This is a genomic window from Stenotrophomonas sp. YJH_SMC_6, assembly GCF_059371335.1.
Map to the genome: position 1 here is coordinate 292,504 of NZ_JCAFUM010000005.1, position 14,178 is coordinate 306,681.

Genomic DNA, 14,178 nt, shown 5'->3' on the forward strand with positions numbered 1-14,178 from the left:
CCGCGGGAAACGCCTCGATGGTAGCCCCGCCCTCTCGCCGGTAGCAAGGGTGCATTCACACATTTTCCGATGCTGCAACACAGCATGAGGTCGGCGGCACGAATGACGAATTCGGCACAAACTCCTCCGCACTTGCTGAACACGCTGAATCCACCGCAGCTATTGGCTATCAGCGCTTCAAGAAGGTGGCTGCTGGGCACTTCCGCAACCCGCAAAAATGATTAAAATCGCCAAGTTTTCCACTGGCCGGACCGGCATGAACGCACCTTCCTCCTCCCCTGCAGCCCACGACGCCCCGCGTCCCGGCGCGTTGCTGTCGCCGGAACTGCCGGCGCCCCCCAACCCGTTCCGCCAGGCCATCACCGACGCCTGGTTGAAGGACGAGGCCACCCACGTGCGCGAGCTGCTGGCGCAGGCCCGCCTGCCCGCCGACGAGCAGGCCCGGGTGCAGGCACTGGCGGCCGACCTGGTCGGCCGCGTGCGCGTGCGCGCCAAGGACCAGGGCGCCATCGAAGCCTTCATGCGCCAGTACGACCTGGGCAGCGAGGAAGGCGTGCTGCTGATGTGCGTGGCCGAGGCACTGCTGCGTATTCCGGACCAGGACACCGCCGACAAGCTGATCCGCGACAAGCTGGCCGATGCCGACTGGGAAAAGCACCTGGGCGGCAGCGACTCGGTGCTGGTCAATGCCTCCACCTGGGGCCTGATGCTGACCGGCAAGCTGGTGCAGATGAACGACGCCACCCGCGCCGATGCGCCCAGCGCGTTCAAGCGCCTGGTCGGCCGCGTCGGTGAGCCGGTGGTGCGCCTGGCCGTGCGCCAGGCGATGAAGATCATGGGCCACCAGTTCGTCATGGGCCGCACCATCAGCGAAGCGCTCGCGCGCTCGCACAAGGGCGACAACGCCAGCTACCGATACTCCTTCGACATGCTCGGCGAAGGTGCGCTGACCATGAAGGACGCGCTGCGCTACCTGGAAGACTACCGTCGTGCGATTCACGCCATCGGCGGCGATCACAAGGCACGCGGCGGCCGTCCGGATGGCGACGTCAACAATGCCCCGGGCATCTCGATCAAGCTGTCGGCGCTGTACCCGCGCTATGAGCACGCCAAGCGCGAGCGCGTGCTGAAGGACCTGGTGCCGGGCGTGCTGGAACTGGCGCAGCTGGCCAAGAGCTATGGCATCGGCTGCACCGTCGACGCCGAAGAGTCCGACCGCCTGGAACTGTCGCTGGACATCATCGAGCAGGTGTTCTCCGACGCGTCGCTGTCCGGCTGGGATGGCTTCGGCGTGGTCGTGCAGGCCTACCAGAAGCGCACCCCGTACACGATCGACCACCTGGCCGACATGGCGCGCCGCGCCGGTCGCCGCCTGCAGGTGCGCCTGGTCAAGGGCGCGTACTGGGACGCCGAGATCAAGCGCGCGCAGATCGAAGGCTACCCGGGCTACCCGGTGTTCACCCGCAAGCAGAACACCGACGTGTCCTACCTGGCCTGCGCCAAGCGGCTGTTCACCCATGCCGACGCGATCTACCCGATGTTCGCCACGCACAACGCGCATACCATCGCGGCCGTGCGCAGCATCGCCAACGGCGGCGTGTACGAGCACCAGAAGCTGCACGGCATGGGCGACGACCTGTACGCCGAAGTGGTGCCGGCTGACCGCCTGGGCCTGCCCTGCCGCGTGTATGCACCGGTCGGTTCGCATGAAGACCTGCTGCCGTACCTGGTGCGTCGCCTGCTGGAAAACGGCGCCAACTCCAGTTTCGTCAACCGCATCACCGACGAGCGCGTGCCGATCGCCGACCTGATCCGCGATCCGGTCGAGATGGTCGCCTCGTTCGCTTCGATTCCGCATCCCAAGATCCCGCTGCCGGTTGACCTGCTGCGCAGCCAGAACCACGACAGGAAGAACTCCATGGGCGCCAACCTCGCCAACGACAACGAACTGCGCGCCCTGGCCGAGCAGATCAACGCGGCTGTGAAGCCCTGGCAGGCCGCGCCGCTGGTGCCGGGTGCCAACCCGGCCGGCGCCGCGCTGCCGGTGACCAACCCGGCCGACACCCGTGAAGTGGTTGGCCAGTGGCTGGCCGCAGACGCCGCCACCGTGCAGAAGGCCCTGGCGAATGCCGTAGCCGCGCAGCCGGCCTGGAACCGCACCCCGGCCGCCAGCCGCGCCGCCATCCTCGAGCACGCCGCCGACCAGCTGGAAGCACGCATGCCGGAATTCCTGGCGCTGTGCGTGAAGGAAGCCGGCAAGAGCCTGCCCGACAGCATCGCCGAAGTGCGCGAAGCGGTGGACTTCCTGCGCTACTACGCCAAGCAGGCGCGCGAGCAGTTCAGCCACGCCGAGAAGCTGCCGAGCCCGACCGGTGAGTCCAACGAGCTGCAGCTGCACGGCCGCGGCGTGTTCGTCTGCATCAGCCCGTGGAACTTCCCGCTGGCGATCTTCCTGGGCCAGGTCGCTGCCGCCCTGGCCGCCGGCAACAGCGTCATCGCCAAGCCGGCCGAGCAGACCAACCTGATCGGCTACTACGCGGTGAAGCTGCTGCACGACGCCGGCGTGCCGGCCGAGGTGGTGCAGTTCCTGCCGGGCGACGGTGCTACCGTCGGTGCCGCGCTGACCGCCGACCCGCGTGTGGCCGGCGTGGCCTTCACCGGCTCCACCGACACCGCCCGTGCGATCAACCGCGCGATGGCGGCGCGTGACGCCGCCATCGGTGTGCTGATTGCCGAGACCGGCGGCCAGAACGCCTTCATCGCCGATTCGTCGGCGCTGCCGGAACAGCTGGTCAAGGACGCGATCGGTTCGGCCTTCACCTCCGCCGGCCAGCGCTGCTCGGCCGCGCGCGTGCTGTTCGTGCAGGACGACATCGCCGACAAGGTGATGACCATGCTGGCCGGTGCGATGAAGGAACTGAAGGTCGGCAACCCCGGCCTGCTGTCCACCGACGTCGGCCCGGTGATCGATGCAGATGCGCTGAAGATCCTGCAGGACCACGCTGAGCGCATGGACCGCGAAGCGCGCCTGATCGCCGCCGCCGAGCTGTCGGCCGAGGCCGCCAACGGCACCTTCTTCGCACCGCGCGCGTACGAACTGAAGGACCTGGGCCAGCTGCAGAAGGAAGTGTTCGGCCCGGTGCTGCACGTGATCCGCTGGAAGGGCGACCAGCTCGACGCGGTGATCGACCAGATCAACGCCACCGGCTACGGCCTGACCCTGGGCGTGCATTCGCGCATCGACGAGACCGTCGACCGCATCAGCAACGGCGTCCATGTCGGCAACGTCTACGTCAACCGCAACCAGATCGGTGCGGTGGTCGGCGTGCAGCCGTTCGGCGGCCAGGGCCTGTCCGGCACCGGCCCGAAGGCCGGCGGCCCGCACTACCTGCTGCGCTTCGCCACCGAAAAGACGGTGACGGTGAACACCACCGCCGCCGGCGGCAACGCCTCGCTGCTGACCCTGGGCGACTGATCGCCCGGTTGATGCAGTGAACGAAAAACCCCGCGAAAGCGGGGTTTTTTATGCCTTGCTTCCTGTAGAGCCGGGCCCACGCTCGGTTTTCCTCGCACAGCCGAGCGTGGGCTCGCTCTACAGAGGCTGGGCCACACTGAACCGATTGTCCGCCCGCTTCGCCAGCTCGCTCTGCACGCGCGCGATGCGCGCTTCCAGCCCCCCCTCCAGCAGCACGTAGTCGACTCCCCGCGCCTCCAGCTCGCGCACGTACCACGCATGCTGCTGCGCCCGGAAGGCTTCGCCCACCCGCGTGCCGTCCTGGTCGAACGGGATATCCGGCGCACACAGGAACAGCAGGTCATACGGTCGCAATGCAGCCTGCCGCAGTGCCTCCGGCGCCGTACCAGACATCCAGCCGCTGTAGCCCAGCGTCACCAGCGGCGTGGTATCGCAGAACAACCAGCGATGCGCATGCCGTGCGGTCTCGTCTTCGTGCTGCGGCTGTGCCATTGCGATGCGAAGCAGATCATCTGGCGTCAGCTCTCCGCCCTGCTGCTCCCATAGCGTGCGGCCATACTCCGGCACCCAAGCGGTCTGCAGGCGCTCGGCCATCACGCGCGCCAGCGTGGTCTTTCCGCTGGACTCGCCACCAATGAACGCCACGCGCTGCACATAGCCGGCATAGACCTGCGGTGCGAGGCCATGACGGTGCGCATGTGGATCGGCGCGCAGCTGGGTGCCACACGCCTGCCCGACGTCCAGTGCGCGATCGAACCGCTCATGGCGTACCGGCGCACCGAAGTGCGTGGCCAACGCCTGCGCGAAGCCGTCACCGTAGTCCTCGCCGGTGTACACCGCCTGCACCGGCCCGCCGAACAGGCTCAGGCACAGCCAGGCGGTGAACTCGCGCTGCACGTGCTCGTTGTCGCTGTCCTGCGGCAGCGTGCGCACGGGCAAACCGTGCTGCGTGCACAATGCCGCCAGGCGCGCGTCATCAAGCACCGCCACCGTCGCCTGCGGGAAGCGCGCTCGCAGCCAGCGCTCGCGACGCTCGGCGCTGTAGCCTGGGAAACCCGGCTGCGACCAGCCGATCACCAGCAGCTGCCGGCAACGCGTGGCGGCGAAGTCGATCAGGCGTTCGTGGCCGAGGTGCAGCGGGCAGAACTTGCCCACCACCAACCCCCGCGCAACGCGCTCAGGCGGCGGCATCGGCTGCCTTGGCCTCGGTCCGCATCAGATGGCGCCAATGGCGCAGGGCGACCAGCGCGTTTATCCAGAAACCGATGTAGAGGATCGAGGTCAGGTGCAGGCCACGGCTGTAGTACAGCGGCACCGCCACGGTGTTCACCAGCAGCCACACCCACCACGATTCCAGCTTGCGTCGCATCATCAGGATCTGCGCGATCACACTCAACACCAGCACTGCCGAATCGATGTACGGCGCGTAGGCGTTGGTCAGTCGGGTCAGCATCCAGCCGTAGCCGAAGGTGGCCACCACTGCCAGCGGTGCCAGCCAGGCCCAGGCGCGCGGCCGCAATGAAGTGATCGGCAGCGGCGCGCCATGGTCGCCGCGCAGCCACTGCCACCAGCCCAGCACGCTGATGGCGATGAAGAAGAACTGCAGCACCATGTCCGCATACAGGTGCGAGCGCTCGAACACGGCCGCAAACAATGCGCAGCCGACGATGCCCAGCCACCAGGTGTGCACGTTGTTGCGACCAGCCAGCAGGATCGAGCCGGCGACGGCGATGTTGGCGGCCAGCTCCAGCTGGAAGTTCGGGTCGGACAGGTTCATCGCACCATTGTCGCGTAGATCCACGCCCTGCGTCGTCGGACCAGCAGATCCATGCCATGCGTGGATGGAATCAAGGCCGCGCGCGCACCAACAACCGCTGTCTCTCTCCGCTTCCCCAACGTCCTGGCTGCAGGCCGGTTGAAGAGAGCAACGGCGCAAGCCAGTCAGGCGGAACGATGTCCCAGATCACGCCATCGAACGGATGCGGCCATGGCGTTCCCTGAGGATTCGGCGAATGCAGGAACAACGCACTCTGACCGGTATCCGGCGCCAGCGTCACCCAACACTGCACATGCTCCCGCTCGCTCGACGCAACCCGTTCAAGCAGCCGCAGGAGCCCTGCGGCAACGGCGAAGCGATCACTGATATGGCGATTGCCGCGCCCCATCCAGTCAAGATGCGTGTGCCAGTAGTCGAACCATTCCGACTCCAGCACGCGATCCAGAGTCGCGTTCGCCTTGGCCTCTTCCCGAGCCCAGTATCGGATCATCCGCTTCTGGTAGCGACGATCAACCATTTTGTATTCGCCTGCACTGCGTAAATCCCGGCAAGGTGGCAGGCACTGCCAATAAAGTCACGAGCCGGAAGCGTCATCCATGCATAAAAAAAGGCCCCGCCTGCGCGGGGCCCTCCGTGTCCTGCTTCAGGCAATCGCCCGAATCAGAACTTGTACTGCATCGACGCCGCCAGCACGTCGCCGCTCACCTTGTACTTGCCGGTCACGGTGTTGGCAGTGGCCGAGGTCGAGGTGATGTTCGGATCCTTGGTGAACAGGTGGGTGTAACCCACGCTGTATTCCATCTTGTCCGAAGCGGCGTAGGTCAGGCCCAGCGACAGCCACTTGCGGGTGGTGTCCGGCACGCTCACTTCACGGTGGGCGTCGGTGGTCGGGGTCTGGTCGTACGCCAGGCCGCCACGCAGGGTCAGCTTGTCGTTCACGCGGAAATCGGTACCGATCGACGCGAAGGTGGTGTCGCGGTAGTGGAACGGCAGCACGCTGTCCGGCTGGTTGGAGTCATAGTCGACGGTGACCTGGTCGAACTTGCTCCACGCGGTGCGCGTGACTTCGGCCATGATCTGCCACTGGTCGTTCACGCGGTGGGTGAAGCCCACGGTGGCGCTGGCCGGCAGGGTGATGGTCGCACGACCGTTGCTGTCGATGAAGGTACCCGGGGCCGCAGTCAGCAGGAACTGCCTGGCGGCCGGCGTCATGGTGAATTCGGCCTTGCCGTCGGTGATCTTGTGCTCGACCTTCGAGCGGTAGCTGAAGGCGATGTTGGTGCCTTCCACCGGGGTGACGGTCATGCCCAAGGTGTAGCCCACGGACACTTCATCGCCCTTGATGCGCAGGTAGCCATCGGCGGTACCCGGCGAGAAGCCGAGCTGGGCCGCCTGACGGCCGGCGGCCTGGGCGGCAGCGGCGGCCTGGGCCGGGGTGCGGCCAGCGGCCAGCGCAGCGGCAGCAGCACGCTGCTGGGCGCTGGCATTGATCGCGCTGCCACCGTCAACGGCGCTGGTCAGGTCGACGTTCAGGCGCTCGGCGAACACCGAGGCACCGAACGACAGGTACGGGTTGACGTCGTAGGAGAACGCCACGCCTAGGTCGATCGCCTGCAGCTCGGTCTTGACGCCGTTGTAGCGGCCGACCCAGTCACGGTCGTATTCGGTCTTGAAGCCGAACGGCACGGTCAGCGATGCGCCGAAGTGCATGTTCTCCTTCTCGCCGAACGGCAGGTGGAAGTAGGCGGCCGGAACCGGGGCGATCATGCCGGCATCGCCGCCGTTGCCACCGGAAATCGGAGCGCCGTTGGCGTACTTGCCCTGGCCACGGAACTTGGCGCCGAAGCTGATGGCGCTGACGTCGCCCTGGATCAGGGTGCCGTCGAGCAGGCGCATGGAGGCCGGGTTGGTGGCGATGACCGAGGCGTCACCTTCGGTCGAGGTGGAGCCGGCGAACGCGCGGCCCAGGCCCTTGGCGCTGTTTTCCTTCAGCTGGAAGGCGGCAGCATTGGCATCGGCGGCGGCCAGCGCACCGGCAACGCCGACGGCCAGCAGGGTCAGTCGGGCAATGGTGGAAGCGGTTTGCATCGTAGTTCTCTCTCTCCGGTAAGCGGTGATGGTGCTCTGAGTGCGCCTGCGCCCGGCAGGCCCAGAGGCCCGTCGAAGCGCGCCGGATTCCCCTCCCGACATACGACGCCGTATGCGAGTATTACCCAGAGCCGTTAATGAAACAATAACGACGCAGGCGGTTTTTCCCGTCTCAAAAGCTGAACAGGACAATCCCCGTCGCAAGCGCCCGCACGCTAGGCTAGTGCCATGTTCGTCTCCCTCCCGTCCCGCAAGAAGGCGGCCCTGCGCTGGGCCACGCCCGTGCTGTTTGCGGCACTGTGGCTGGCGTTCCTGTGGTCGATCTCGCGCCCGGACGATGCCCGCGGCAGCCTCTGGCTGGACTGGGGCGCCCTGTCCACCGGCCTGACCCACCCGCTCGACTGGTGGGCGACGCTGCAGGACGGCAGCGTGCTGCGCCTGTTCACCGCCCTGTTCCTGCACGCGGACTGGTCGCATCTGCTGGGCAACCTGGTGTTCCTGTTGATCTTCGGCCTGCCCGCCGAGCGGGTGCTGGGGCCCTGGCGCCTGCTGCTGCTGTTCCTGGTCGGCGGCGCGGTATCGAATCTGGTGGCCATCTACACCATGGGCAGCCCGGACCAGATCATCATCGGTGCCAGTGGCGCGGTCTCGGCACTGATCGGTGCCTACCTGGCCCTGTTCCCGGGGGCGCGGCTGGGCGTGGTGATCCCGCTTGGCCTGTTCCTGGAATTCGTGCGTGCCCCGGCCTACCTGCTGATCGGCGTGTGGGCAGCGCTGCAGGTGGTGTTCGCCCATATCGGCCCGAGCTTCGGCATGGTGGCCTGGTGGGCCCACATCGGCGGCTTCGTGTTCGGCCTGGTGTACGGGGTCTACGTGCGCGCGGCCATCGCGCGCCGCCTGCGCAAGCGCCACGGCTTCTGACCGCCCGGGTAGTGCCGGCCGCTGGCCGGCATTTGGTTTCTTCTTCCGCCTTTGAGCCGACGCCGGGCATGGCCCGGCGCTACCTCACGGCTTCGCTGGGGCCGGTGCGGGCTTTGCTTCCGGCTTTGCTTCCGGCTTAGGTTCGACCTTCGCTTCCGGCTTCGCCGCAGCGGCCTTCGCGGCCTTGGCCGCATCCGCCTTCGCCGCTTCGGCCTTCAAGCGTGCAGCCACCGAACCCGGGTTCTTCAGCTCGGCCAGCGCGTCGTTGATCGGGCCATCGCCCGGCAGCACCGCACCGGCGTGGTAGCCCTCGGTGCCTTCGTCATCGCCACGCAGATGGCCCGGCAGGGTCGCTTCGCTGTAATCGCTCAGGCTGGCCGGCAGTGCCTCGTCTTCCGGGCGCGCCGCAGGCTTCAGTTCGACCTCCGGCACGATGCCCGTGGCCTGGATCGACTTTCCGCTGGGCGTGTAATAACGCGCGGTGGTCAGCTTCACCGAATCACCGTTGTCCAGCGGCAGCACGGTCTGCACCGAACCCTTGCCGAAGGTGCGGCTGCCGACCACGCGGGCGCGCTTGTTGTCGCGCAGTGCGCCGGCCAGCACTTCCGAGGCACTGGCCGAACCCGCATCGACCAGCACCACCACCGGTTCGCCCTTCAACAGATCGCCCGGCGTCGCATCGAACCGTGCATCACTGATGCTGATGCGGCCGCGGGTGCTGACGATGTTGCCCTTGTCGAGCAGGTCGTCGGCCACCTGCACCGCGGCAGTCAGCAGCCCACCCGGGTTGCTGCGCAGATCCAGCACCAGGCCCTTGAGCTGGCCACCGGACTGCTTCTGCAGCTGCTGCAGGTGCTTCTGGAAGTCCGACCCGGTGTCGGCCTGGAAGGTGCTAAGGCGGATGTAGCCATAGCCCGGCTCCAGCAGGCGGCTGCGCACGCTGGTCACGCGGATGGTCTGGCGGGTGAGGCTGACGTCGAACGGCTTCGGCTTGCCCGCGCGCACGATGGTCAGCACCACCTTGCTGCCGGCCGGGCCACGCAACGGTTCGCTCGCATCAATGGCGCTGATCGGCTTGCCGTCGATGGCGATGATCAGGTCACCGGCGAGGATGCCGGCCTTGGCCGCCGGCGTGTCGTCGATCGGCGAGATGACCTTCATGCTGGCGTTGTCGGGCTGCTGCTGCAACTCCACGCCGATGCCCTCGTAGGCGCCGTTGGCCTGCTCGTCGAAGGCCTGCGCGTCTTCCTTGTTGAAGTACGTGCTGTGCGGGTCGAGGTCGAGCAGCAGGCCGCGCACCGCCGACTGCATCAGCTTCTTGTCATCGACCGGGTCGACATAGGCCGCGCGCACCGCGTTGTACACGGCGACGAAGCGGCGGATGTCCTCCAGCGGCACCTTCGAGGTCACCGCCTCCTCGCTGTTCGCTGCCTGCCCGCTGGTTTCCTTGCTCGGGGCGGGCGCGGTCTGCTGCGCCCAGGACAGCGCCGGCAACAGGGCCAGCAAGAGGGTGGCGGTACGGGCTGCGCGCATGGATCACTCCTGTCGACGTTGGCATCGTGCCCAAGGCACATGCGTCGATTATGCGCGAAGCACAGCTAAATTCCCGTTGAATCCGTCCGCCACGCGACAGCGCCGGATTCAGCGCCGCTGCAGCCAGCTGTCCGGGTTGACCGGCTGCCCGCCCCGGCGCAATTCGAAGTACAGCGCGGTCACGCCCTGGCCACCGGAATTGCCGACCTTCGCCACCGCATCGCCGCGGCTGACCCGGGCACCCGCATCCTTCAGCAGGGTGTCGTTGTGCGCGTACAGGCTCATGTAGCCGTTGCCGTGATCGACGATCAGGATCATGCCGTAGCCGGTCATCCAGTCGGAGAACACCACGGTGCCGTCGGCCACGGCGGTGACGGTGCTGCCGGCGGGCGCGCCGATCAACACACCACTGCTGGTGCGGCCGTCGGGCAGCTTTCCGCCGTAGCGGGCCAACAGGTTGCCCGACAACGGCCAGCCCAGGCCACCCACCTTCGGCGCCGGCGCAGAGGCCACGGCAGGCGGGACCTTGGTGGGCGGCGGTGGCGGCCGGCCCTGCGCGGCAGCCTGGCGTGCGGCACGCTCGGCGGCGGCCTTTTCAGCGGCCGCCCGCCGCGCCGCGGCGCGGCGCTCGGCTTCGGCCCGTGCCGCAGCGGCACGCAGGTTGGCCAGCAGCGTTTCCAGTGCCTTGGCGTCCTGGCCCAGCGCCTGTTCCTTCTCGCGCTGGTCCTTGAAACGCTCATCCAGCGAGGCGACGGTCCTGGCGCGATCGCGACGGTCGGCTTCCAGCGCCGCAGCCTGCTGCTTCTGGTCCTGCTGCGCACCCTGCAGCTTCTGCTTGCGCTCGGCGATCTGCGCCTGCAGCACTTCCAGCTCTTTCAGGTCGGCTGTCAGCGTGGTGATGCGCTGTGCCCGCTCGCGTTGCAGGTAGCGGTGGTAGGCCAGGGCACGATTGGCATCGGCCACCGTGTCCTGCGACAGCAGCAGCTTCAGAGGTGCATGGTTGCGCAGCTGGTAGGCCGCACGCAGCAGGCCGGCCAGCTCGCGATGCTGCTGGGCGAGGTTGGCCTGCAGCGTGCTGCGGCGTTGTTCGGCCTCGGCCAGGGCCCTCCCCTGCTCGCGCAGCGCAGTTTCAGTCTGCGCAAGCGCACGGCCGGTGCGGGCCACCTTCTCGTCCGCCTCACGCAGCTGCTGCGAGGCCTGGCCCCGCTGGCCCTCGATCTGCCTGCGCTCCTGCGCCACGCCCTTCAACTCGCTACGCAGCTTCTGCAGCTTGCGCTCGGTCTCGCGGGTGGTCTGAGCGGCGCCCGGCAACGGCAGCGCCAAGGCGATGGCCAGCCCCAACAGCAGGCAGCGCCCGCCGCGGATGGCGGCGATGTGATGTCGGCGTGATGGGAAGGCGTTGTCGCGCAAGGGCTTTCCAGTGACTTCAGGCAGTTGCAGGGGGTACCGGGGAATGGTGACATCTCCGCACGCGGCCTGCCAGCCGCACATCCATCGAGGTCCCATGAAAACTCTTTCCATTCCGCTGTTGTTGGGCGTCCTGCTCGTTGCCGGCCCCGCCGGTGCCCAGGACAACATCAGCAAGGTCAACGGCAGCATCAGCGCCGAGCCTGGCCAGCGCTACGGCAAGCTGGATACCGTCAACGGCGGTATCCGGGTTGGTGAAGGCGTCGAGACCGGCAGCATCGACACCGTCAACGGCGGGGTCAAGGTGGCCGACCGTGCACGTACCGGCAAGATTGAAACGGTCAACGGCGGCGTACGCCTGGGCCGCGAGGTGATTGCACACGGCAGCGTCAGCACCGTCAACGGCAGCATCTTCACCGATCGCGGCAGCCAGATCGAAGGCGGCGTCGAAACCGTGAACGGTGGCATCGGCCTGGTCGAAAGCCGCGTCGGCAAGGACGTGGAGACCGTCAACGGCGATATCACCGTCGGCATCGGTTCCCAGGTCAACGGCGGTGTGCACGTGCGCAAGCCGAACTTCAGCGTCTCGCTCACCGCCAGCCGCAAGCCGCGCGTGATCGTCGGCCCGAATGCCGTAGTCAACGGCCCCCTGCAGTTCGAACGCGAGGTGGTGCTTTACGTGCATCGCACCGCGCGCATCGGTCCGGTCACCGGCGCCGAACCGATCCCGTTCGACACCGAAACCGCCCCGGCGGACTGAGCGCACCGGACCGCTTGGTTCGGTGATACTCGCTGATACCGGCCGTGCACGACGTGCGGCCGCCCTTTGTTTTCCAGGAATCGACGATGCCCCGCAAACTCCTCCTGTGCCTGGCCGCCGCGGCCGCGCTCAGTGCCTGCAAAGGCGAAGACACGCCGGCCACCGCACCGGCGTCAGCCACCGACACCGCTGCCGCGAAGCCGGCGGCTCATCAGTTCTCCCCCGAGATCAACGCCGGCGACTTCGCCGAGATGGTCAAGACCCTGGCCTCGGATGAATTCGAAGGCCGCGCGCCGGGCAGCAAGGGCGAGGAACTGACGGTCAACTACATCCGCGACCAGATGCAGCGCATCGGCCTGCAGCCGGGCAACGGTGACAGCTGGTTCCAGGACGTGCCGATGACCGAGACCACGGCCGACGCATCGACCGTGCTGAAGATCACCCAGGGTGGCAAGACCACCGAGCTGAAGTTCGGTACCGACATGGTGGTCGGCACCCGTACCGGCCAGGCTGAGGTGAAAGTCGATGCCAGCGACCTAGTGTTCGTCGGCTACGGCGTTGATGCGCCGGAGCAGAAGTGGAACGACTATGCCGGCCAGGACTGGAAGGGCAAGACGGTCGTGATGTTCGTCAACGATCCGGGCTTCCATGTTGACGACGCGAAGCTGTTCGACGGCAAGCGCATGACCTACTACGGCCGCTGGACCTACAAGTTCGAAGAGGCCGCGCGCAAGGGCGCCGCCGCGGCGCTGATCGTGCACGACACCGCCGGTGCCTCCTATGGCTGGGACGTAGTGAAGAACTCCTGGGCCGGCCCGCAGTACGACCTGCCGGCCAAGGATGACCCGGAAGCCCGCATTCCGGTGCAGGGCTGGCTGAGCGCCGACGCCGCCAAGGCGCTGTTTGCCGGTGCCGGCCTGGACCTCGCGCAGGCTTACAAGGATGCGAGCAAGCGCGGCTTCAAGCCGGTGCCGCTGAAAGCCACCGCCGCGGTCGACCTGAAGAGCCAGATCGCGCAGAAGCAGTCGCGCAACGTGGTGGGCGTGCTGCCGGGCAGCAAGCGTGCCGACGAGGCCGTGCTGTACATGGCGCACTGGGACCATCTGGGCAAGCACGAGGGTGAAACCGGCGACAACATCTACAACGGTGCGGTCGACAACGCGACCGGCGTGGCCGGCATCCTTGAGGTGGCCGAAGCCATGGCCCACCAGGATCCGAAGCCGGAGCGCTCGGTGGTGTTCCTGGCGGTGACCCTGGAAGAGTCCGGCCTGCTGGGTTCGAAGTACTACGTCTCCCACCCGACCTTCCCGCTGGACAAGATCGCCGGTGTGATCAACATCGACGCGATGTCGGTGGCCGGCCGTGCCAAGGACGTGACCGTCACCGGCTTCGGCAGCTCGGAACTGGAGGACATCCTCAAGCCGCTGGCTGCAGCCCAGGACCGCACGCTGCATGGTGAGACCTCGGTGCAGAGCGGCTTCTACTTCCGCTCGGATCACTTCAACTTCGCCAAGGCCGGCGTGCCGGCCCTGTACGCCGATGGTGGCGAGGATCTGCGCGAGGGTGGCGTGGACGCCGGCCGCAAGGCCGCAGCGGACTACGGCGCCAACCGCTACCACGGTCCGAAGGACGAGTTCGACGCGTCCACCTGGAAGCTGGACGGGACTGTCGAGGACCTGCAGCTGATGTACGGCGTCGGCAAGGAACTGGCCGGTGCCGATCGTTGGCCGAACTGGTACGAAGGCAACCCGTTCAAGGCAGCCCGCGACGCGATGATGAAGGACAAGGCACCGGCAAAGTAAAGACGGGCCATGCTCGACTGAACATCGTTGAGAGCAGAGCGGCGCCCCACGGGGCGCCGCTTTTCTTTTGCGTACCGTCGGCGGCAGATCCACGATTGGTGTGGATCTGCCGGTAGTGCCGGCCGCTGGCCGGCAATCGATTGGTAGCGGCCAACCTTGGTTGGCGCCATGCTTCCTCGCAGTGGGCCTCCACGCATGGCGTGGATCTACCGGGCCATGTAATGCCATCGGGTTGCCGGCCAGCGGCCGGCACGACCCGCATTTACTGCGCACAAAGAAAAACCCCGCTGCGTGAGCAGCGGGGTTTTGGGTGTAAACCCTGGCGATGACCTACTCTCGCATGGCTTGAGCCACACTACCATCGGCGCAGCTGCGTTTCACTTCCGAGTTCGGGATGGGATCGGGTGGTTCCACA

General features: G+C 67.1%; 10 protein-coding genes and 1 rRNA gene. 4 read left to right on the plus strand and 7 right to left on the minus strand.

Annotated elements, in window-relative coordinates:
- Nucleotides 1-256 precede the first annotated feature (256 nt).
- Complete coding sequence (gene putA, locus AC5P9N_RS07850) at nt 257-3,475, plus strand: bifunctional proline dehydrogenase/L-glutamate gamma-semialdehyde dehydrogenase PutA (RefSeq protein WP_099485060.1); 3,219 nt, start codon at nt 257-259, stop codon at nt 3,473-3,475.
- A gap of 117 nt (nt 3,476-3,592) precedes the next feature.
- Here the strand turns inward: putA and AC5P9N_RS07855 are convergent, their stop codons facing one another.
- The 4 genes from AC5P9N_RS07855 to AC5P9N_RS07870 form a co-directional block, all read right to left on the minus strand.
- Nucleotides 3,593-4,666, minus strand: a complete 1,074-nt coding sequence (locus AC5P9N_RS07855; protein ID WP_099485061.1) for an AAA family ATPase — start codon at nt 4,664-4,666, stop codon at nt 3,593-3,595.
- Nucleotides 4,653-5,252, minus strand: a complete 600-nt coding sequence (gene pnuC, locus AC5P9N_RS07860) for a nicotinamide riboside transporter PnuC (RefSeq protein WP_049396190.1) — start codon at nt 5,250-5,252, stop codon at nt 4,653-4,655. The genes AC5P9N_RS07855 and pnuC overlap by 14 nt, the downstream gene beginning before the upstream one ends.
- A gap of 70 nt (nt 5,253-5,322) precedes the next feature.
- Nucleotides 5,323-5,769 (minus strand): hypothetical protein, encoded by a 447-nt coding sequence (locus tag AC5P9N_RS07865; RefSeq protein WP_033834988.1) that lies wholly within the window; start codon nt 5,767-5,769, stop codon nt 5,323-5,325.
- A 143-nt stretch (nt 5,770-5,912) separates the two neighbouring features.
- Nucleotides 5,913-7,340, minus strand: a complete 1,428-nt coding sequence (locus tag AC5P9N_RS07870) for an outer membrane protein transport protein (protein ID WP_164212705.1) — start codon at nt 7,338-7,340, stop codon at nt 5,913-5,915.
- 228 nt (nt 7,341-7,568) lie between these two features.
- Between AC5P9N_RS07870 and AC5P9N_RS07875 the strand changes: the two genes are divergently transcribed.
- The gene (locus AC5P9N_RS07875; RefSeq protein WP_005407784.1) at nt 7,569-8,261 is read left to right on the plus strand and encodes a rhomboid family intramembrane serine protease; all 693 of its coding nucleotides are present in this window, start codon (nt 7,569-7,571) and stop codon (nt 8,259-8,261) included.
- An 84-nt stretch (nt 8,262-8,345) separates the two neighbouring features.
- Here the strand turns inward: AC5P9N_RS07875 and AC5P9N_RS07880 are convergent, their stop codons facing one another.
- Both AC5P9N_RS07880 and AC5P9N_RS07885 read right to left on the minus strand, forming a co-directional pair.
- Entirely contained in the window at nt 8,346-9,794 is a 1,449-nt protein-coding gene (locus AC5P9N_RS07880) for a S41 family peptidase (RefSeq protein WP_099485062.1), read from the minus strand.
- Nucleotides 9,795-9,902: 108 nt separating this feature from the next.
- Entirely contained in the window at nt 9,903-11,204 is a 1,302-nt protein-coding gene (locus AC5P9N_RS07885; protein WP_164212704.1) for a murein hydrolase activator EnvC family protein, read from the minus strand.
- 94 nt (nt 11,205-11,298) lie between these two features.
- Here AC5P9N_RS07885 and AC5P9N_RS07890 point away from each other — a divergent pair, with 94 nt between their 5' ends.
- Both AC5P9N_RS07890 and AC5P9N_RS07895 read left to right on the plus strand, forming a co-directional pair.
- Nucleotides 11,299-11,961, plus strand: coding sequence for a DUF4097 family beta strand repeat-containing protein (locus AC5P9N_RS07890; RefSeq protein ID WP_005407780.1), 663 nt, complete (start codon nt 11,299-11,301; stop codon nt 11,959-11,961).
- A gap of 86 nt (nt 11,962-12,047) precedes the next feature.
- Nucleotides 12,048-13,763: a M28 family metallopeptidase gene (locus AC5P9N_RS07895; RefSeq protein WP_049417756.1), complete on the plus strand. Its 1,716-nt coding sequence runs from the start codon at nt 12,048-12,050 to the stop codon at nt 13,761-13,763.
- 317 nt (nt 13,764-14,080) lie between these two features.
- Here the strand turns inward: AC5P9N_RS07895 and rrf are convergent.
- Nucleotides 14,081-14,178 (minus strand): 5S ribosomal RNA (gene rrf, locus AC5P9N_RS07900); the annotation flags it as partial.

Bases quoted from the DNA above. Each gene is read 5' to 3' on its own strand.
- AC5P9N_RS07880 (WP_099485062.1), bottom strand. From the start codon at position 9,794: ATGCGCGCAGCCCGTACCGCCACCCTCTTGCTGGCCCTGTTGCCGGCG.
- pnuC (WP_049396190.1), bottom strand. From the start codon at position 5,252: ATGAACCTGTCCGACCCGAACTTCCAGCTGGAGCTGGCCGCCAACATC.
- putA (WP_099485060.1), top strand. From the start codon at position 257: ATGAACGCACCTTCCTCCTCCCCTGCAGCCCACGACGCCCCGCGTCCC.
- AC5P9N_RS07855 (WP_099485061.1), bottom strand. From the start codon at position 4,666: ATGCCGCCGCCTGAGCGCGTTGCGCGGGGGTTGGTGGTGGGCAAGTTC.
- AC5P9N_RS07870 (WP_164212705.1), bottom strand. From the start codon at position 7,340: ATGCAAACCGCTTCCACCATTGCCCGACTGACCCTGCTGGCCGTCGGC.
- AC5P9N_RS07865 (WP_033834988.1), bottom strand. From the start codon at position 5,769: ATGGTTGATCGTCGCTACCAGAAGCGGATGATCCGATACTGGGCTCGG.
- AC5P9N_RS07890 (WP_005407780.1), top strand. From the start codon at position 11,299: ATGAAAACTCTTTCCATTCCGCTGTTGTTGGGCGTCCTGCTCGTTGCC.
- AC5P9N_RS07895 (WP_049417756.1), top strand. From the start codon at position 12,048: ATGCCCCGCAAACTCCTCCTGTGCCTGGCCGCCGCGGCCGCGCTCAGT.
- AC5P9N_RS07875 (WP_005407784.1), top strand. From the start codon at position 7,569: ATGTTCGTCTCCCTCCCGTCCCGCAAGAAGGCGGCCCTGCGCTGGGCC.